Annotated in this window: 15 protein-coding genes; 4 read left to right on the plus strand and 11 right to left on the minus strand. The window is 59.4% G+C overall.

Translation table 11 applies throughout. The features are described 5' to 3' along the window. Positions 1-16 precede the first annotated feature (16 nt). From wecA to ACMGG9_RS13635, 4 genes are all read right to left on the minus strand, one after another. Positions 17-1066 (minus strand): UDP-N-acetylglucosamine--undecaprenyl-phosphate N-acetylglucosaminephosphotransferase, encoded by a 1050-nt coding sequence (wecA, locus tag ACMGG9_RS13620; RefSeq protein WP_033643441.1) that lies wholly within the window; start codon positions 1064-1066, stop codon positions 17-19. Between the two features lie 173 nt (positions 1067-1239). Continuing rightward, positions 1240-2202 carry an NAD-dependent epimerase/dehydratase family protein gene (locus ACMGG9_RS13625; RefSeq protein WP_033643442.1) on the minus strand — a complete coding sequence of 321 codons (963 nt, stop codon included), beginning with the start codon at positions 2200-2202 and terminating at the stop codon, positions 1240-1242. A gap of 178 nt (positions 2203-2380) precedes the next feature. Then, positions 2381-3280 carry a helix-turn-helix domain-containing protein gene (locus ACMGG9_RS13630; RefSeq protein ID WP_342192462.1) on the minus strand — a complete coding sequence of 300 codons (900 nt, stop codon included), beginning with the start codon at positions 3278-3280 and terminating at the stop codon, positions 2381-2383. A gap of 771 nt (positions 3281-4051) precedes the next feature. Further along, positions 4052-5446: a NarK family nitrate/nitrite MFS transporter gene (locus ACMGG9_RS13635; RefSeq protein WP_198793140.1), complete on the minus strand. Its 1395-nt coding sequence runs from the start codon at positions 5444-5446 to the stop codon at positions 4052-4054. A 351-nt stretch (positions 5447-5797) separates the two neighbouring features. Between ACMGG9_RS13635 and narX the strand changes: the two genes are divergently transcribed. Both narX and narL read left to right on the plus strand, forming a co-directional pair. Continuing rightward, positions 5798-7582 (plus strand): nitrate/nitrite two-component system sensor histidine kinase NarX, encoded by a 1785-nt coding sequence (narX, locus tag ACMGG9_RS13640; protein ID WP_033643445.1) that lies wholly within the window; start codon positions 5798-5800, stop codon positions 7580-7582. A gap of 10 nt (positions 7583-7592) precedes the next feature. Next, the gene (narL, locus tag ACMGG9_RS13645) at positions 7593-8243 is read left to right on the plus strand and encodes a two-component system response regulator NarL (protein WP_033643446.1); all 651 of its coding nucleotides are present in this window, start codon (positions 7593-7595) and stop codon (positions 8241-8243) included. Here narL and ACMGG9_RS13650 read toward each other — a convergent pair. Further along, a complete protein-coding gene (locus ACMGG9_RS13650) occupies positions 8240-9751 on the minus strand; it encodes a YchO/YchP family invasin (RefSeq protein ID WP_198793139.1) in 1512 nt (503 codons plus the stop codon). The two genes, narL and ACMGG9_RS13650, sit on opposite strands and share 4 nt — an antisense overlap. Before the next feature lie 433 nt (positions 9752-10184). Here ACMGG9_RS13650 and ACMGG9_RS13655 point away from each other — a divergent pair, with 433 nt between their 5' ends. Together ACMGG9_RS13655 and ACMGG9_RS13660 are read left to right on the plus strand one after the other, a co-directional pair. Beyond that, positions 10185-10967 carry a prepilin peptidase gene (locus ACMGG9_RS13655; RefSeq protein WP_080280850.1) on the plus strand — a complete coding sequence of 261 codons (783 nt, stop codon included), beginning with the start codon at positions 10185-10187 and terminating at the stop codon, positions 10965-10967. Positions 10968-11064: 97 nt separating this feature from the next. Then, positions 11065-12333 carry an EpsG family protein gene (locus ACMGG9_RS13660; protein WP_033650891.1) on the plus strand — a complete coding sequence of 423 codons (1269 nt, stop codon included), beginning with the start codon at positions 11065-11067 and terminating at the stop codon, positions 12331-12333. 62 nt (positions 12334-12395) lie between these two features. On the opposite strand, the gene ACMGG9_RS13665 is transcribed toward ACMGG9_RS13660, so the two are convergent. The 6 genes from ACMGG9_RS13665 to ACMGG9_RS13690 all read right to left on the minus strand — a co-directional run bounded on the left by ACMGG9_RS13665 (position 12396) and on the right by ACMGG9_RS13690 (position 19101). After that, complete coding sequence (locus ACMGG9_RS13665) at positions 12396-13979, minus strand: ABC transporter substrate-binding protein (protein WP_108680975.1); 1584 nt, start codon at positions 13977-13979, stop codon at positions 12396-12398. A 132-nt stretch (positions 13980-14111) separates the two neighbouring features. Next, positions 14112-14783: an ABC transporter ATP-binding protein gene (locus ACMGG9_RS13670; RefSeq protein WP_089191925.1), complete on the minus strand. Its 672-nt coding sequence runs from the start codon at positions 14781-14783 to the stop codon at positions 14112-14114. Then, on the minus strand, positions 14780-15622 hold the full coding sequence (locus ACMGG9_RS13675) for an ABC transporter ATP-binding protein (RefSeq protein ID WP_164106957.1): 843 nt from the start codon (positions 15620-15622) through the stop codon (positions 14780-14782). The genes ACMGG9_RS13670 and ACMGG9_RS13675 overlap by 4 nt, the downstream gene beginning before the upstream one ends. Then, positions 15612-16481 carry an ABC transporter permease gene (locus ACMGG9_RS13680; protein WP_414161486.1) on the minus strand — a complete coding sequence of 290 codons (870 nt, stop codon included), beginning with the start codon at positions 16479-16481 and terminating at the stop codon, positions 15612-15614. Before ACMGG9_RS13680 ends, ACMGG9_RS13675 begins: the two co-directional genes overlap by 11 nt. Next, positions 16478-17533, minus strand: coding sequence for an ABC transporter permease (locus ACMGG9_RS13685; RefSeq protein ID WP_149542786.1), 1056 nt, complete (start codon positions 17531-17533; stop codon positions 16478-16480). Before ACMGG9_RS13685 ends, ACMGG9_RS13680 begins: the two co-directional genes overlap by 4 nt. Further along, a complete protein-coding gene (locus ACMGG9_RS13690) occupies positions 17533-19101 on the minus strand; it encodes an ABC transporter substrate-binding protein (protein ID WP_414161487.1) in 1569 nt (522 codons plus the stop codon). The genes ACMGG9_RS13685 and ACMGG9_RS13690 overlap by 1 nt, the downstream gene beginning before the upstream one ends. Positions 19102-19327 lie beyond the last annotated feature (226 nt).

Consider the following 19327-nt stretch of genomic DNA (forward strand, 5'->3'; position numbering starts at 1 on the left):
GCAGCCCGTGAGGGGATTAACGGCCGACGGTCGGATTATCGCTGAACACCGTCGCCTGACGCGGCTCGCGCAACAGGGCGAAATAGCCGCAAAAACAGAGCAGAAACGCCACCAGCATCAAACTCTCTTGCAGTTTCAGCACTTCGCTGCAGATGCCGATGCAGGCCAGCGTCACCGCCAGCATGGTGCTCATCGCCAGCGCCTGGCGCGCATTCAGTCCGCGACGCATCAGAATATGGTGCAAATGATCGCGCCCCGCTTTGAATGGGCTTTGGCGGCGCAGCAGGCGGCGCACCATCACCGTCACCATGTCCATCAGAGGAATGGCGATCAGCCACAGCGCGGTCACCGGGCGCATCACCGCCTGCGGTCCCTGGGTCGCCAGCAACACCAGCCACAGCACGCTGAAGCCGATCACCATGCTGCCGGCGTCCCCCATAAAGATCTTGCTGCGCGCACCGAACAGACTCAGGTTGAACAGCAGATAAGCCGCCAGAGCGGCGATCAGGCCCAGACACCACAGCGCCAGGTCTTCCCGGCCGCCCAGCCCGAACACGATGGCCAGCGCGACGAAGGTGACGCAGGACAAAGCGCCCAACTGCCCATCGATGCCATCCACCATGTTGTAGGCATTGATCGCTCCCCATACCGCCAGCGGCGTGAGCAGCAACGCGCCATAGCCGAGCATCACTTCCTGATGCCCCCAGACATAACCCAGCGAGGAGAGTTGCATCCCTGCCGCCAGCATCATCGCCAGCGCGATCCCTCCCTGCACCATGACGCGCGGCGCCACGGGCAGATCAAAGCGGTCATCCAGCACGCCCAACACCACCAGCGCCGTTATGCACAGCAGGTAGATCGTGCTTTCGGGCAGCCAGGCGGGTTGCCACAGCGTCATCAGCATCAGCGTCAGGTACACGGCGATGCCGCCGACCAGCGGAATGTGCCCCAGATGTTGCTTGCGCGCATTGGGCTTATCCACTAACCCCACCACCAAGGCGGCGCGGCGGGCAATAAGCACCCACGCCACCGCCAGCACAAATATCACGCTCAGTTGATATAACATCGTTCCTCCAGCGAATAAGCACGCTACCGCCCTTGAGTTACAGCTCCCAATGCGCTATTAACAAAAACAAAATTGATCCGGCCAGGATATAAGTCAGCATGCGCTAATCCTGAAAATGCAGATTTATCCGCTTGTCAGCGAAAATATCGAAATAACGTCAGCGTGCGATTAAGTTATCTATCAGAAAACTCATGTTTAATGGTTCTTTCGATTGCCGAATCAAGTTCGACCGGCGCCACGAAATTATTCTGCACATTGCTTTTAAATTGCGTTCTGGCGCAGAATTTCTGCACTCTGACGCGACTAATTGGAAATTTCTTGCGACTTATTTTACTCACGACATCCAATGCGGTTGCGCCGCATATTCCCAAGGCGTAAGGAATGCGAATCGTCTTATTTTCTCTGCCCAATGAAGAGGAAATAACGTCGACCAGCTGATTCATCGTAAAGTCCGGTTTATCGACATAGTTGCTGACCTGATAACTGGACTGCTGATCCAACGCATGCTCCAGCCGTGCAGCAATATTCTCGACGTAAGCCATCGACTTCATATTATTGCCGCTGCCAATCATCACGAAACGGCCGCTGGCGATCTGGCGGAACAGGTTATACACGTTGCCGCGGTTGCCTTCGCCGAACACCACCGTCGGACGGATGATGGTCAATTTATTTGCGGCGTCTGCCTTGCGCCAGGCCTCATAAACATATTCCGCCTCGAGCTTGGACTTGCCGTAATGGTTGAAAGGTTCGAAACGCCCTTCTTCGCCGGTTTCCTGCTTGACGAACCCGTAAACGGCGACCGAGGAGGTGAAAATGATTTGGCGGATATTCAATGCAGAGGCGGTCATGCAGACATGACGTGCGCCTTCGACATTGACCTGATAATAGAGCGAAATGGGATCGACATTGTCCTGATGCTCCGCCGCCAGATTAATGATGGCGTCACAGCCCGCCAGCGGTTCTTGCAAAGTCTGAGGTTGAGTCACATCGCCATACTGATAAAGGGATGGAAAATGTGCACTGGGTTGCTTATCGACGATGACCAATGTCAGATCATCGCGCTTACTGAGACGTTTCGCCAGGCGTGTTCCGATAAAACCGGAACCCCCGATAATAGCTACTTTACGCTTATCCATAATTTGTCACTCAGCAGGTTCTCATTATTCCCGTCACCCGATTGGGACAGGCGCTAATACGCGTTAGGTAATGAGTTCCAGACTGGACAAATCGAACCTGGCTTTCAAATAACAAATAATGAAATAAAAGATTTCATCAAATGTAAAATTATCGCTATAGATAAAACCTCATTCAGCGCTAATTTTTAACATCGTAAGCAACTTGATATTGCAAGGTTTTATTCGGCAATATGAGATTAATCCGACCTTTACCGGTGGAGGAAGAGGTCTCATATTTTACCGGCAATTTCAGCTGGCCTTGTTTAGGATCGACACATTCGATGGTGGCCTGATCCATGTTCTCTCCCTGGTACAGACAGAACAGCGTTTGCGGGCTGTTGGTATGGGGATTATTCAGCGTCAGCGTCAACACCACGCGCGTGTTGTTCTGAATATCATTGATCACCGGCGGACGGGTTTGGTTGCCCAGGACATATGAAAAATGTGAAATAACCAGTAACGAGGCGAACACCGTCAGGTATTTCACCACGCGACTGGCAGGCACGCTGAAAAAGCGGCGCACGGATAGCGACTTCTTTTCATGCGCCGGATCTTGAGAGGAATCCATCGCCGCAACAGGCGCAGAAACGAGGGTCGATTTACGCGGCTTAACTATTTTCTCGTCGTTGGCTATAGGCGATTCATTTTCACTTTCAGAAAGTTCCGCTTGAATATCAACGTCAATATCATCGTTACCGTTTAATATATCATCATCGGCGTAGTCTTCATCTTCAGATATAAAGTGAAAAGCCGCTTGATTTTCCACCTTGTAACCCAAGCGTGGAATGGTTCTGATAAGCGTGTGTTCCGAATCGCTAATTTTCTGACGAATGGATTTAATTGTTTGATTTATCGTTGAATCTGAACAATAGGTTCCTTTCCAGATATTTTCTATAATTTCCGTTCGGGTAACCAGCTCGGGGGATCTGGCGACAAGCAGCGAAAGAATTTGATACTCCTTCCAACGCAGACGGAATTTCTCCCCGGCAGGAGTCAGAACATCGAGATTCCTAATCTTTATTCTTTTATCAAGATTCACTTTTAATTTCCTTAGCGTGCCTGTCCTGCACACTTTGTATAGAAATATCAAAAAATGTTCAAGAAATTAAATGTAAACTCAACAGGTTGCATTCATCGGATATTGGCTTTTATAAAAATTTTCTGATTTCATTTTTTACATTAAGCCTGATTCAGGATGTTCCGTTTATCCAAACGACTCTATTTCCCTGTTGGTAACATGGATTTCTTTCCTGGCTACCGTAAAATTCAAACTAGCACCTCTTTGATTTAGAAAGAAAAAACTAACGGCGTTGCTTGATTGTTAATCGAATGAAATTGTGAAATTTCATTCTGCGCCCTGAATTCATTCTGTTTTTCCACCTAATCTGAACGTCAGATAGACTACAAAAAGACGGAAAAAACAGAATGAGAGTTATCTGATTTAACTCCGGCGTTCATTCCATCCAACGGGCGCAGCATCTAAGACAAAACCCTATTGCTGATTTTATAATACGCACATCAATTAGGTATTCTCCTAAGCAATTTCATTTAAACGCAGGAAAAAGCATTAATTGTTTAATAGTAAGAACACGCTCAACAAAACGAAAAAACCGCGTGAATAATATAAACCTTTTGTGAGAAAGGATTCATACATTGAGAGATATAACTATAAAAAAAGAAAAAAACGGCAAGCGGGGGTGAGAATTTTACCTAAAGACAGAAAATTTCACTGAGGAGGAGAAGAGAGAAGTTTCGGTATGAACGAAATATCCCTCCCCTGTCGGGAGGGATAGAGAAAGTCGTTTGACACTCAGGCTTTTTTCTTGCGGCCATACACCGCCCAGGTGATCACGACGCACAAAATGTAAAACACCAGGAACACTTTCATCGCGCCCGCGGGTGAACCGGTCAGCGACAGTGAGGTGCCAAAGGCCTGCGGAATGAAGAAGCCGCCGGCGGCGCCAATCGCCGAGATAAAGCCCAATGCGGCGGCGGAATCGGTTACCGCCTCACGCTGCGCGCTTTCATCGCTGCCGCCGGCCGCTTTAACGCGATCGACGGTGATTTTGCGGAAAATAACGGCGATCATTTGGAAAGTCGATCCGCTGCCCAGCCCCGCAGTGAGGAACAGCACCATAAAGATGCCGTAGAAGGCGATGAACGACCCGCCCTCGCCCGCACTCGGCAAGGTCAGGAACAACAGCGCGGCAAAAACGGCCATGACCACAAAGTTGATCAACGTCACCCGCACACCGCCGAAACGGTCAGACAACGCGCCGCCGACCGGCCGCGCCAGCGCCCCCAGGAACGGCCCGAAAAACGCGTAATGCAAGATCACTACGTCGGGGAACTGCGTCTTCGACAGCATGGCGAAGCCGGCGGAGAAACCGATGAAAGAGCCAAAGGTCGCGAGATACAGCAGGCTCAGCATCCACAGATGCCCGCGCTTGAGCACCGGCAGTTGCTGACGCAGCGATGCCTTGGCCGCCGCCAGATCGTTCATGCCGAACCAGGCCGCCAACGTGCCGACCAGCAGGAACGGCACCCAGATCCAGGCGGCGTTTTCCAGCCACAGCTGGCCCCCCTCCACCTGGTTTTGCGCCGTGCCGCCAAATAGGCCGAACAGGCTGAAGGAAATCGCCAGCGGCGCGACCAGCTGCATGACGCTGACGCCCAGATTGCCCAACCCGCCGTTGAGCCCCAACGCCCCGCCCTGACGCGCTTTCGGGAAGAAGAAGCTGATGTTGGCCATGCTGGAAGCAAAGTTGGCGCCGGCGAAACCGCACAGCAGGGAAATAATGACGAACACGCTGTACGGCGTACTGCTGTCCTGCACCGCAAACCCGAGCCACAGGCAGGGCACCAGCAGGAAGCAGGTGCTGATGGCGGTCCAGCGACGGCCGCCAAACAGCGGGATCACGAAGGAATACGGTACGCGCAAAATGGCGCCCGAGACCGACGGCAGCGCCGTCAGGAGAAACAGCTGGTCGGTGGTAAAATTGAAGCCGACCTTGTTCAGGTTGACCGCGACGGCGCTGAACAGCATCCAGACGCAGAAGGCCAGCAGCAGACAGGGAATGGAAATCCACAGGTTGCGGGTGGCGATGCGCTGGCCACGCTGCTGCCAAAAAGCGCTGTCTTCAGGGCGCCAGTCCTGAATCAGCGCACCGGTTTTCTTTGATGAAGGCGTTGCAAGTTGCGACATAAAAACCTCAGACACGGGGGATCATTCCGCACACCCTAGGGGGCGGCCCCGGCGGCAAAGTTGATGTATATCAACCCGCATGCAAGTAGTTGGCGGCGGAAATGGCGCCTTCATCCCCTTAGGGGTACGCCCTAACCAAAAATTAAATTCATTTAAATCAATAAACTAATCACTATCACTTTCGTTTTCTTGCCGTCTCGACGCGCCCCTGGAAACTAATGGGTACTTCATTCGAGGTATGGGGTTATGCGCAGGGATAATCAAAAATACGGCTGAATCGTGACTTGTTTAGCCCCATCGCCGCCTTCGCCCCTGAGCTTCAGCGGCGCCAAACGCCAGGAATCCGCACTTATGAAACGCCTGTTGGCCCCGCTTTCGATCGTGAATCAGGTCGCCCTGCTGATGTTGCTGTCGGGCATGCTGGGCGTGGCCGGCATGGGGATTTCCGCCTGGATGTCGCAAAGCATTCAGGGCAACGCGCACGCCATCAACAAGGCCGGCTCGCTGCGCATGCAAAGCTACCGGCTGCTGGCGCAGGTGCCGCTGGATGAACGGCACGAAGCGCTGATCCGGGAACTGGAGCGCGACGAAAACAGCCCCGACCTGCAGCGTTCGGTGGAGCAGGAAGGGTTGACGCAGCCTTTCAACGCCCTGCGCGACTATTGGCAACAGACGCTGCAACCTCGCCTGCGCAGCGCGCAGCAGCCGGCCGACGCCGCGCCCCAGGTCGCGCACTTCGTGCGGTTGTTGGACAAGCTGGTGTCGGATATCGACAGGCAAACCGAACGCCGCCTGCTGATGGTGACGCTGGTGCAGGCCGGCTTTATTGCGCTGACGCTGCTGCTGTTGATCGGCACCACCTGCTACCTGCGGCGCCGGTTGCTGCATCCCTGGCGGCAACTGGTGGAGATGGCCCTGGCGGTAGGCCGCGGTGATTTTAGCCGCCGCTTTGCGCAGCGCGGCCATCAGGATGAAATGGCGTCGCTCGGCGGCGCGTTGAACACCATGTCCGACGAGCTGTCGGCCACCTACAGCGGGCTGGAGCAGCGCGTGGCCGAGAAGACCGCCGACCTGCAGCAGAAAAATCAGGTGCTGAGCTTCCTCTATCGCGCCAGCCGCCAGCTGCACGCCAGCGAGCCGCTGTGCAGTCGCCTGACGCCGCTGCTCAACCAATTGCAAACCCTGACGCCGCTGCGCGCCATTCAGGTGCGGCTGTATGAAAACGACAGCCGGGAACCGCTGCTGCAGCTGAGCGGCAACCAACCGCTAAGGCCGGAGCATTGCCATAACCCGGTGTGCAGCGCCTGCCTGAACGACAGCGACCGCCAGTATCCCAACAATCCGTCGCTGAGCTGGAGCCTGAGCGACAAGCTGGGCGATTACGGCGTGATCGTGGCGCAACATGCGCCGCAGCAACCGCTGAACGATGAACATCGCCAACTGATCAATACCCTGGTGGAACAGCTGACCAGCGTGCTGGCCATCGAACGTCAGGTCGACCACCAGCAGCAGTTGATGCTGATGGAGGAGCGGGCGGCGATCGCCCGCGAGCTGCACGACTCCATCGCCCAATCGCTCTCCTGCCTGAAAATGCAGATCGCCTGTCTGCAGATGCAGGGGGAAACGCTCTCTGCCGCCAGCCAGGCGCTGGTGCAACAGATGCGTGAAGAGCTGAACGGCGCCTATCGCCAACTGCGCGAACTGCTGACCACCTTCCGTCTGCAGTTGACCGAACCGGGTCTGCTGGCGGCGCTGCAATCGACGGTCGCGGAGTTCAACCCCAAACTGGGCCTGACCATCAGCCTCGATTATCAGCTGGGGCCGCGCACGGTGCCGGCCTATCAGGCCATACACCTGCTGCAGATCGCCCGCGAGGCGCTCAGCAACATCCTTAAGCATGCCGCCGCCAGCGAGGTAAGCATTCAGGTCATCAATAAACGCGGCGAAGTGACCCTGAGCGTATGCGACAACGGACGCGGCCTGCCGGCCGAGACCTCTCGCCCCGACCATTACGGCTTGATCATCATGCGCGATCGCGCCAAGAGCCTGCACGGCCGCTGCGACATTTTACCGCGCAGCGGCGGCGGCACCGAGGTGCGGGTCAGCTTCACGCCGGATAACCACGCCATCGACTAACGGAGACACCATGACGACAGAAACCGCCGCCACCATCTTACTGATCGACGACCACCCCATGCTGCGCAACGGCGTAAAACAGCTGATCGGCATGGACGCTCGCCTGCAGGTCATCGCCGAGGCCAGCAACGGTGAACAAGGGGTCGCGCTGGCGGAGCAGCACGATCCGGATCTGATCCTGCTCGACCTGAACATGCCCGGCATCAACGGGCTGGAAACGCTGGATCGCCTGCGCCAGACCGACCTGTCGGGGCGCATCGTGGTATTCAGCGTATCCAACCATGAAGACGACGTCGTCAGCGCGCTCAAGCGGGGCGCCGATGGCTATCTGCTGAAAGACATGGAGCCGGAGGATCTGCTTAAGGCGCTGCATCAGGCGGCGGCCGGGCAGATGGTGCTCAGCGAAACGCTGACGCCGATCCTCGCCGCCAGCCTGCGGGAAAACCGCCCAAGCGCCGAGCGCGATATTCAGCAACTGACGCCGCGCGAACGGGATATCCTGAAGCTGATCGCCCAGGGGCTGCCGAACAAGCTGATCGCCCGCCGCCTCACCATCACGGAAAGCACCGTCAAGGTACACGTCAAACACCTGCTGAAAAAGATGAAGCTGAAATCCCGCGTCGAGGCCGCCGTGTGGGTGTTGCAGGGTAAAAACGGTTAATCGTCGCCGTACAGCGGCCCGGTTTGCGCCGGGATCGGCGGCGGCGTCAGGGTTTGGATCGGCGGCTGATCCGCTTCATCACCGGCGGTCGCCGTCAGCGGCGGCGCCACTTTCAGTTCTATCCAGTTAGACGTCACGCGCTGCTGTTTGTCGTCCTCCAGCGTGACCGACAGCCGATAGCTGTTGGCGGCGCCCGGGGCGTCATCCCACGGCGGCACGATCGCCGTCCAGCCCTGCGGGTCGTTGGCATTGTGCGGCGGCGTCAGGCTCAGCGCCTGCGTATCCCCCTGCCAGCTGACGTGAGAAATCCCGTGCAACGCCTTGATTTCCAGCACCAGCGGAACCGTTTCCCCCGCCTGCAGGCTCCACGGCGGCGTGGCCAGGAACACCTGCAGCGTCTTGCGCTGGCGGAACGCCAGCACCGGCACGTTTTTACGTTCGACAGGATCGTAGCGGCTGCCGCGTAGCGACTTGGCCTGCGCCACATACTCCGGCGAAATCTGCTTGACCAGCGGCACCCCGAGCCGGTAGCTCAGCGCCAATTCCACCTGATCCTGGCTCTGCCCGCCCGCACCAATCTTATGCAACGCCTTCATCGTCACCAGCGGCACCGGGGTATAGTTGAGCCCCAGCTGCATCGCGCGCGGATCGTTCTGTTTCTTGCCGCTGCCGAACAGATCGACATTCTCGCCCAGGTACTGTTCATAGCTGAGCGAACCGCCGATTTGGCGATAGAACGGCAAATAGCCCTGCGTCGTGATGTCGTAACCGCGCGCCGGACGGCTGAAAAATACCCCATCGCCGGGCTGTTGCGACAGCGCCGACAGCGGATAGTAATAGTTGGTGGAGAAACGCAGGTAGTCCCCCCAGGCTTCCGCCCCCACGCTGCCGCGATTGCGCTGCCGGGCGAAATCGCTGTCGAGCGCCGTGTTGTAACCCAGCAGCCAGTCACCGGCGATCCAGCGTTGCCCCAGCGCGACATTGCCGAGCGCCCCGGTGCTTTGCTGCAGCCAGCCGATTTGGCTGTAGGTCAACAACCCGTCGACGTCGTACAACGGGCTGAAGAGCTGGCCGTTGCTGCCGGTAAAATCGCCCTCGCCATTCATCTTCAGCGACAACCGGGCGGTTCCCAACGGAGACAGCAATTCTTGCGCCTGTTGCTGCAGCGCGCCGGTCGCCTGGCCCAGCAAATAGTCTTCAGCGCGGCTGCGCATCTGCTGACGTGAAACGTTGTTCAGATCTTTTTCGCCGAGCTGTTTGGCCATCTCGGCCCACTGCTTCTCGCGCGCGGCGTCGTCGGGCGCACCGCCCAGTTCGGGCAAGTTCGCCGCCGGATCTGCGCCGGCCAGTTCGGAAGAGATAACGCTGTCCGGCGCCGGTGGGGATTCGGCGCACGCGGGCGCCGCGCCGGCCAGCCACACCAGCGGCCCGGCCAGCCACGCCGTCTGGCGTCGACGCCAGAATCGTTTTTTAGTCTTGATGAGTACTGCCTGAATAACGTCTTTCATGACACCGTTGGCTTCCCTCCTTCCTGGAGCACGCCAACCCACTGCTTTGCCGCCGCCATTCCCGCGACAGCGCTGAAAAACCTCACGCCCCCCAGCCCGGCGGGGGCGCCTATGTCCTCATAGCCTAACGGCTTGACGAGCAGAAACAATAGGATAAACCCCAATCGCTCCCCAGTGACGTCGTCACTTGTACCCTTTACCGATCCATTTCGGCCGCCAGGTGAATTCACCGCATTTTAGCGCCGATTTTGCCGATAAAAAGCACAGTACCCCGCGGCTGCGCGCCACCGCGCAGGGCATTGTACACCCCTGCAATACGCAGCGTGGCGATGCGAACGCCTGCGCATTCCTCACAACCGACCGCGTTTTCCCCTGATGAAATAAGCATTTTGCCGTTATTTTAGCCGTCTGTTCTACGACTGGCGGAGTCCGGATGTTGCTTTCTTTACTGTGGCACACGCTGTTTTTCACCGCGCTGCTGTCGGCGGGCCTGATCGCCTTCGCGCTCATCACGTGGCTGGAACGCGTGGAGGGCGTCAACGGTCGCCCACAGAGGTTGCGCCTTCAGGGGCCGCTGCTGACGGCACTGGGGCTGGCGTTGGCGACGCTGCCCCTGAGCCTGGCTGCAGCGCCTCGATGGGGGTTGGTGCCGGCCGCGGCGCTCCTGATCGCCCTGGCCTGGCTGGACTGGCGCCATCGGTGGCTGCCGGATCGACTGACTCAGCCGCTGCTGTGGGGCGGGCTGCTGTGCAACCTTGACGCTCGCTGGGCGCCGCTGGAAGACGCCGTGCTGGGTGCCGTCGCCGGTTACGGCGCGTTATGGCTGCTCAATGCGCTCTACCGGCTGACGCAGCGGCGTGACGGCATCGGCCAAGGCGATTTCAAACTGCTGGCGGCGCTGGGTGCCTGGCTTGGCTGGACGATGTTGCCGCTGCTGGTCTTTCTGGCGGCGGCGTTCGGATTGGGCGTCGCGTTGGCGCGTGGCCTGCACAACCGCCGAGCCTGGCGAACGCCGCAACCTTTCGGTATCGGGTTAGCGGCGGCCGGCTGGCTATGCCTGCTGACCGGTCCCGGCTCACCTGGCCCGCAGTGGAATTTCATTTATTTCACAGCATCAGCCCCACATGAAATCGAGGCAGAACGCGGTTCTGCGCATTTCGCACCGTTTTTACCCAGCCTCGCCGACGGCCATTTTTCCGCTGCCGGCAAGGGATGATAACCCGGTGAAATTTTGCCTATTTCACCAAAACTCACTGTGTCCCTTTAGGCCCCGGTGTTATGTTCCCCAGCTGGATCACGCCATGGAGCATCCCATGCAAAACCCGGTCAGGCCACTCGCCGCCCTTCCCGACAGCGAACAGGCGCATTCTTCCGTGCAATGGCTGCTGCTGGGCGCCGTCGCCATCACAGGCGTTTGGTTCGCCCCCTATTTATCGTTGGTGATTTGCAGCGGCTTGATCGCCGCCTTTATGCTGCTGCGCCAGCAACCCGATCGCGTGCTGAATCTCACCGCTTTCCTGCTGCTGACCGTGATATCCGCGGTGCCGCTGGCGACGAAGAACCTCGAGCCGGTGATGAACGACAAGGTGAACTACTACCTTGAGATGCAGCAGTACAGCGGCTACGGCCTGATGGACTGGTTGGCGCAGTTTTCCGGCACCGACTTTGTCTCGCACCTGTTGTTTAAACTGACTGCCACCTGGTTTGGCGTCGGTAATGGCGCATTCGCCGCCTTCTTCCTTATCAGCTTTTCGCTGCTGGCGCTGGGCGTTTACCGCCTGTCGCGCACTTACTTTGCCGTGATCCTGTTTTTGTTCTGCTGCCAGTACAATTTCCAGGGGCTGTACGGCAACCTGTTGCGGCAGGGGCTGGCGCTCTCTTTCCTGGTGCTGGCCGTGTCGGAACAGCACCGCGGCCGCATGCTGCTCTGGATCGTGATGGCGTCCTTCAGCCATTTTTCCGCTTTCCTGTTTCTGCCCTATCTGCTGCTGCCCGCGCGCTGGCGCACCGTGGGCACCCTGCCGGTACTGGCGCTGTTCGCCGCCTGTTACCTCGGCGGCGCGGTGCTGATGCCTAAACTGATCGCTGTCGTCGGCAACGACTTTCTGGCCTCGCGCGCCGAAGCCTACGTCAGCGGCGACTTCGGTAATAACCCGGTGCGCAAAATCCAAATCACGCTGCTGTACGTCGGCGTGGTGGAGGCGCTGTATCAATTCGCCCGCTACAAGTTCCGCACGCCATCGCCTCAGTTTGTACAAGCCGCCTATGCCGTGCGCCTGATGTTCCTTTATAACTGCGCGGTGTTCTTCGCCACCATCAGCTTTGAAGAGGTGGCTAACCGCTATTCATTCAACATGATGATCTTCGTGCTGATCTTTATGGTGATGGTATGCGGCAATCTGAAAGACGCGGTAAGCCGGGTGCTGCTAACGTTGCTGTGCTTCTCGCTGGGCATCGCGTCCTATCTGTATATCAACCAGGTCGGCGTGCAGCAGTTTTGGTACGGCGATCTGCAGGCGCTGGTGACCGACAGCCTGCCAACAATCCTCAATAAGCTGAATCTCGCCGGCACGCCGTGGTGAGCTCGCCGCGTTAACACCGGCCAGGCCCCCTCTCCTCTCGGCGGCGAGGGGGCATTTTTCGTTCACGGCTGCGTCTTATTCACCCGATCCAGATACAGCATGCTGTTGGCGATATCCACCCGGGCATCTTCAACATTGTCCCGTAATGCCACCAGCGTTTGCCCCTGCAGCGCCAGCACATAAGGCGAACTGGCCTGCAGTTCCCGTTGCAGCGCGGCGTAACGTGCGCTGCGCGCTGCGCTGTCGCCTTCCGCAGCCGCCGCACGCGTTTCCGCGCTGATGGCGGGAATGCTCCACTGGGTGCGCCAGGCCAGGGTCTTCGGCCCGCCCGGCACATTGTAGGCAAAGGCGCTGGCGTTGGTGTTCGGATCCAGATAGTCGGCGCCCCAATAGGTGAAGATCGCCTGGAAATCGCGGCCGCGCATCTTGCCCCACAGATCGCTCTCCACCACCGGATGAATGTCCAGCCGCAGCCCAGCCTGCGCAAAGCTGGCCTGCAGCGCCTGCGCGATGTCGGTATACGGCGGCTGGTTGATAACGATCAGGCTGATGCTTGTGCCCTCGGCGATGCCGGCATCGCGCAGGATCCGTTTGGCCTTGTCCACATCGAGCTTAAACGGCCGCTCGTCGAGCGCACCGTCCAAGCCCTGCGGCAAGAAGGCCTGATGCACGCGATATTGCCCTTTCAGCAACCGTTCGGCGATGCTCTGATAATCCACCAGCCAGCGCGCCGCCTGCCACAGCGCCGGATTACCCAGCGCCGGGTTGTCTTTGCTGCCGGTATTGAAACCGAGGTAATACACCTTGGGCGCATCGGCCTGCTCAATACGCACGCCCGGCGCTTTGCGCAGCGAGTCGAACTGGTCGGCGCCCAGATCGTAGGCCACGTCGGCATCCCCCTTCAGCAACAGTAAACGGCGGGTGCCGGCATCGCTGACGTTCTTGAATAACACCGTTTTCAACCGGGCCGGCGACGGCGCGTAATCGTTGCGGCCAAACAGCAGCGCCTCATGCGGCACATAGTTATTCACCCGATACGGGCCGCCGCCGGCCGAATGGTTGCGCAGCCAGGCGTTCCCGAAGTCCCCCTGCTGCGCGTGTTCGCTCAACAGCTTCTCATCCACGATCGAAGCCACGTTCGCCGTCAGCAGCCGCAGCGCCAGCTCGCTGCCGATGTTGGCCGACCAACTGAGCTGCACCTGGTTATCCCCGATCTTCTTCAGCTGCTGCTCGACGTTATCCGGCGTCCAGCCAAACTCAGCGAGAATAAAGGACGGCGCCTTGTTCAGCTTCACCGCACGCACCAGTGAGTAAATCACGTCCTCGGGACGCAGCGGATTGCCGGAAGCGAAACGTTGCTGCGGCTTCAGGGTAAAGATCAGGCTGCGCCCATCGGCGCCCGCTTGCCAACGGGCGGCGGCGTCCGGCGCCAACTTTTGCGGCGCACCGCGATCCGGCGCCACCAGGCGCTGATAGAGATTGACCAGATTGGCCGAGCTGACGGTTTCAAAGCTCTCCGCCGGATCGAGGCTGATGATGCCCTCCAGCGAACTGACCACCACCAAGGTATCCGGCGGGGTGGCAGCCTGCGCGCCGAAAGCGGTCGCCAGCGCGCCATACAATAAGGTTGGGATTAACCGTTTCATCGATACACTCTCCACAATCACGCGGTTGCGTTGTTTTTCGAGTGTAGGGGGTAAGAATTAACAGAAGAACGACGATAAATTGCTTTATTTATTACCAAGATGGATATGCCCGCCGCATTGACGGGCATTGGCTCAGGCAAGGAGACGGCCGTGCGCCATCGCCACCGCGCGATCGCACATATGGTCGATTACATCCGCATCGTGACTGACCAGCACCAGGGTCAGATCGCCCGCCTGTTTCAGCTCGTTGAGCAGGTTGAGGATCTCCGCCTGCACCGACATGTCCAATGCCGAGGTCGGCTCATCCAGCAGCAGCAGCTTCGGCCGCAACAGCAAGGCGCGCACGATCGCCACGCGCTGCCGTTGGCCGCCCGACAGCTGATGCGGATAGCGATCCAGCAGGCGCGGATCCAATCCTACCTGGCGAAAGCCCGCGCAGATTTTGCGTTCGATGTCGCTTTCTTGCAGCAGGTTGAGCGGTTCCGACAACGTGCGCAACAGCCGGTGCTTGGGGTGAAGCGAAGCATAAGGATCCTGAAACACCATCTGCACTTCACGCCGCAGTTCGCCGGTGAACGCCTGCCCCGGCTGCAGCCGCCGCCCGAGCAGTTCAAAACCGCCGCGCCAGCTGTCGTTCAGCCCGGCCAACACCCACAGCAGCGAGGACTTGCCGCAGCCGGAAGGCCCCACCAGGCCGAAGCACTCGCCCGGTTCGATACGCAGGTTAACGTCGTGTACCACGGTGCGCTGTTCATAGCCCTGACGATGGCTGACGCTGAGGTTCTCCAGTGCAATCACGCTCATTTCAATGCCTCCAGCAGCGCACGATCCAGCACCGGCAGCGGCTTGCCGCGCGTCTCGCGGCTCGGCCGACACGCCCACAGCGTGCGAGTATAAGGGTGCGTGGCCTGCGCCAGCTCTGCTGCCGGCAGCTGATCCAACAGCTCGCCTTTGTACATCACCAGTACCCGCTCGCAGTGGTGTGCCACCTGCTGCAGATCGTGGCTGATCAGGATCAGCCCCATATTGCGTTGCGCCACCAGATTTTCTATCAGCTGCAGCACCTGATCGCGCATCTGGTGATCCAGCGCCGAGGTGGGTTCGTCGGCAATCAGCAGCTGCGGATCGTTGATCAGGGAGATGGCCAGCATCACCCGCTGCCCCATCCCGCCTGAGAGCTGATGCGGATAGCGGCGACACAGCGCCGCCGGATCGGGCAAGCCCACCGCCGCCAGCATCTCCAGCACTTTTTCACGCCGCTCGGCGCGGCTCAGCTTGGCATGCAACACCAGCGGCTCCTCCACCTGACGGCCGATCGGCTGATTGGGATTCAACGCATGCTTGGGATCTTGCATCACCATCGCCACCCGGTCGCCGCGCAGTCGGCTCCACTGGCGCTCGCTCAGGCGCGTCAAGTCTTCGTCGCCCAGCGTCAGGCGCTGCGCCCGCAGCTGCAACGGCGGCGGCAATAGCCCCATCAGCGCACGCGCGGTCAACGATTTGCCGGAGCCGGACTCACCGACCAGCGCCAGCCGCTCCCGCCCCATGCTGAACGAAATATTCTTCACCAGCGCCGCCGGCTGCGGCCCCGGCACGCCGATCGCCAAACGTTCAACGGTCAATAAGGTGTTATCAGTGCCCATGACGAGGATCCATTTTATCGCGCAGGCCATCGCCCAGCAGGTTAAAGGCCAGGCTGGCGAACAGGATCACCCCGCCCGGTGCGGCGGCGACCCACCATTGATCGAAAATCACTTTACTGCCTTCGGCCACCATCGAGCCCCATTCGGCGGTCGGCGGCGCGACGCCCATGCCGAGGAACCCCAGACCGGCGGCGGACAGGATGATGCCGCCCAGGCTCAGCGCCGCGCGCACCACCGCGCTGGGCAGGCATAAAGGTAAAATGTGGCCGACCATCAGCCGCAGCCCGTTGATGCCCTGCATGCGCGCCGCCGCCAGATAATCGCTGCGGCGCAGCGCCAGCGTTTCGGCCCGCGCCTGACGGGCAAAGGCCGGCCAGCTGGTCAGTGCCAGCGCCAGCGCGCCGTTCATCAGCCCCGGCCCCATCACCGCCACGAACGCCAGCGCGATCACCAGGCTCGGCAACGACAGGAAAATATCGGTCAGACGCATCAAGATGCGTTCTGCCCAGCCGCCGAGATAACCGGCGCAGATGCCCACCAGCAGACCGATAGGAATGGTCAGCACCAGAATCAGCGACACCAGAATCAGCGTCGGCCGCGCGCCGTAAATCACGCGGGAGAGCAAGTCGCGGCCGAAACCGTCGGTGCCCAACCAATGCGTGGCGGAAGGCGGCAGCAGCCGCAGCTCGATATGCTGCAAATTGGGATCGAAAGGCGCCAACCACGGGGCCAGCAGTGCGGTGACGATCAGGATCGCCACCAGCGCTGCGCCGAGCGTCAGCGTGGTCAGCCGCTGACCGGTGCGATAGCCGACGGCCGGCTCGCTTTGAGGTTCGTGTTCAGAGAGATATTGGCTCATCGGGTTCGCGGATCCACTAGATAGGTCAAGGCATCGGCCAGGGTATTCAACAGCACGAAACAGGTGCCGATCAGCAGCGTGGCGCCGAGGATCGCCGGGGTGTCGGCGGCAAACAGCGCCGAGGTCAGATAGCGCCCGACGCCGGGCCAGGCGAACACCGTTTCGGTCAATACCGCGCCCTCCAACAGGCTGGCATAGGAGAGAGACAGTACGGTGATCAACGTCCCCAGCACGTTGGGAAACACGTGGCGCAGCAGAATCCGCAGGCGGCCGGCGCCTTTGGAACGCGCCAGCGTCACGTATTCCTTGTTGCACTCTTCCAGCATCGCCGCGCGCAGCAGCCGGGTGATGCCCGCCATCGACAGCAGCGCCAGCGCCACGACCGGCAGCCACAGGTGGCTGATGGCGTTGTAGAACATCTCGCGATCGCCGGACAGCCAGCTGTCAATCAACACGAAACCCGTACGCGGCTCCATGCTGTACAAGTAAATGTCATCCAGGCGCCCCGGCCCCGCCGACCAGTGCAGCGTGGCGTAGAACAGCAGCAGCCCCAGCAGGCTCAACCAGAAAATCGGCACCGAATAACCCACCAGCGACAGCAACCGCGCCGCATTATCCAGCCAGCTTCCCGGTTTGAGCACCGCCAGAAACGCCAGCGTAATGCCGCCTAACGCGCCGAGAATAATGGCGCAGGTGGCCAGTTCCACCGTTGCCGGGAAGGTACGCAACAGATCGGTCAGCACCGGCTGGGCGGTAATGCGCGAAATGCCCAGATCGCCGTGCGCCAGGTGCACCAGATAGCGCCAAAATTGCACCGGCAGCGGCTGATCCAGCCCCAGGTCATGACGCACCTGCGCATAGGTGGCTTCGCTGGCGTGATCGCCCGCCACCTGCAGCGCCGGATCGATCGGCGCCAGGTGCGACAGCATAAAGGTGAACAGCAGCAGGCCGAGCAGCGTTAACGCCAGCGACAGCGCGCCGCCGAGCAGCCGCCCGCCCCAGCGCCAATACCGCCGGGCTAGCCCGGCGGAGGCGGAGAGTTCAGCGGCCATTACTTGCTGACCTTGCTGTAGAACACCATGTCAGGGTTGATGCCCTGCACATAGCCCTTGAGGTTGTCACGCACCGCGATCAGGCTGCGCGCCTGCAGGCCGATGACAAACGGCGAACTTTGCTGCACCTGTTTTTGCAGTTGCTGATAGTCGGCCACCCGTTTGGCGGTGTCGTTTTCCGCGGTGGCGGCCAGCGTCAACTTGCTCAGCGCCGGGATCTGCCAGTTGGCTCGCCAGGCCAGCGTCTTGCTGCCGTCCTCCGGGTTGTAGGCAAAGGCGGCCGCGTTGGTGTTGGGGTCGAAGTAATCCGGCCCCCAGGAGGTCAGCGTCGCATCGTAGTTAAGCGCTTTCACCTTGGTGGAGACCTGCGAACTGATGCCCGGCACCAGTTCGACCTTTAAGCCGCCCTGAGCAAAACTGGCCTGCAGCGCCTGAGCGATATCCAGGTACGGCGGCTGGTTGTTGACGTCCAGACGGAAACTGACGTTGCTCAGCCCCGCTTTGGCCAGTATTTCTTTGGCTTTCTGCGGATTGAAGCTGTATGGCTGCTCCTTGAGCGCGCCCAGATAACCGTCCGGCAGGAATGCCTGATGGCTCTGGAACTGCCCTTTCAGCAGATCGTCGGCGATACCTTGGTAATCGAACAGCCAGCGCGCCGCCTCCCAAAACGCCGGGTTTCCGAGCGCCGGCGACGCCTTGGCGTTGAACTGCAGGAAATAAAGCGAGGCGTAAGGAATGGCCAACGGTTTGACGCCCGGCTTGCCCTTCAGGGCCGCCATCTGGTCCGCCCCCAGGTTGCGCGCGATGTCGGCATCGCCCTGCTCAATCAGCAAACGGCGCGCGGCCGGATCGGGCACGTTTTTGATCAGGATGGTTTTCAACGTCGGCGCCCCTTCCGGCGAGCCGGGGTTCGCGTCCAACACCACCACTTCGTGCGGCACATAGGTGCGGATTTTGTAAGGGCCGCTGCCGGCGGAGTGGCTGTTCAACCATTGGTGCCCCAGATCGTCGCCCTGCTGGTGCGCCAGCGCCTCTTTGGCGTCGACGATCGAGGATACCGGCGCCGACAGCAGGCTGAGCACGAAGGCCGGGCTGACGTTTTCATCCCAGCTGATTTTTACCGTATGGTCATCCACCTTGGTCAGGTGTTGATCCACGTTCTTCGCGTTCCAGCCCAGCTGCGTCAGGATAAACGACGGTTCGAGATTGAGTTTCACCACCCGTGAAAGCGAAAAGATCACGTCCTCCGGCCGCAGCGGGTTGCCGCTGGCGAATTTGGCGTCCGGGCGCAGGCTGAAGGTCAGGCTGCTGTTATCGGCGCCGGCCTGCCAACGGCTGGCCAGGGTCGGTTTGAGATCGACGGGATTGTGCGGATCGGACTGGATCAGACGTTGATACAGGCTGTTGAACGACTGCACCGTGGTTAACTCAAATCCCTGAGCCGGGTCAAAGCTGACCACGTCATCGATAGACTGTGCGATCACCAACGTGTTGGCCGGCGTCGCCGCCTGTACGTCAACGCTGGCCGCCACGGCCAAAAACAGCAAAGAAGGAACGAGCGCTTTCATCTGAAACTCTCCAAGCGGATGGTATTTATAATAATTTCGCGAGTGTATGCGAGCGCGATCGGCAGCTGAAGGTACTTAAATCACTATAGATATTCTTTTTATGTATATAGATGGGGTTTTGATTATTAGAGCGAGGATTGCGCGGCCGATCGCACTCTCGCGGCACCTCGCAGCAATTGCCCATTATCTTTGCGGCGCGATTCGCAGCGATGAAAGTCGAGGTTTG

It is taken from the genome of Serratia sp. BNK-10, assembly GCF_047456065.1.
Classification (GTDB): Bacteria; Pseudomonadota; Gammaproteobacteria; order Enterobacterales; family Enterobacteriaceae; genus Serratia; species Serratia ureilytica.

Bases quoted from the DNA above. Each gene is read 5' to 3' on its own strand.
- wecA (WP_033643441.1), bottom strand. From the start codon at position 1,066: ATGTTATATCAACTGAGCGTGATATTTGTGCTGGCGGTGGCGTGGGTG.
- ACMGG9_RS13625 (WP_033643442.1), bottom strand. From the start codon at position 2,202: ATGGATAAGCGTAAAGTAGCTATTATCGGGGGTTCCGGTTTTATCGGA.
- ACMGG9_RS13635 (WP_198793140.1), bottom strand. From the start codon at position 5,446: ATGTCGCAACTTGCAACGCCTTCATCAAAGAAAACCGGTGCGCTGATT.
- narX (WP_033643445.1), top strand. From the start codon at position 5,798: ATGAAACGCCTGTTGGCCCCGCTTTCGATCGTGAATCAGGTCGCCCTG.
- narL (WP_033643446.1), top strand. From the start codon at position 7,593: ATGACGACAGAAACCGCCGCCACCATCTTACTGATCGACGACCACCCC.
- ACMGG9_RS13650 (WP_198793139.1), bottom strand. From the start codon at position 9,751: ATGAAAGACGTTATTCAGGCAGTACTCATCAAGACTAAAAAACGATTC.
- ACMGG9_RS13655 (WP_080280850.1), top strand. From the start codon at position 10,185: ATGTTGCTTTCTTTACTGTGGCACACGCTGTTTTTCACCGCGCTGCTG.
- ACMGG9_RS13660 (WP_033650891.1), top strand. From the start codon at position 11,065: ATGCAAAACCCGGTCAGGCCACTCGCCGCCCTTCCCGACAGCGAACAG.
- ACMGG9_RS13665 (WP_108680975.1), bottom strand. From the start codon at position 13,979: ATGAAACGGTTAATCCCAACCTTATTGTATGGCGCGCTGGCGACCGCT.
- ACMGG9_RS13670 (WP_089191925.1), bottom strand. From the start codon at position 14,783: ATGAGCGTGATTGCACTGGAGAACCTCAGCGTCAGCCATCGTCAGGGC.
- ACMGG9_RS13675 (WP_164106957.1), bottom strand. From the start codon at position 15,622: ATGGGCACTGATAACACCTTATTGACCGTTGAACGTTTGGCGATCGGC.
- ACMGG9_RS13680 (WP_414161486.1), bottom strand. From the start codon at position 16,481: ATGAGCCAATATCTCTCTGAACACGAACCTCAAAGCGAGCCGGCCGTC.
- ACMGG9_RS13685 (WP_149542786.1), bottom strand. From the start codon at position 17,533: ATGGCCGCTGAACTCTCCGCCTCCGCCGGGCTAGCCCGGCGGTATTGG.
- ACMGG9_RS13690 (WP_414161487.1), bottom strand. From the start codon at position 19,101: ATGAAAGCGCTCGTTCCTTCTTTGCTGTTTTTGGCCGTGGCGGCCAGC.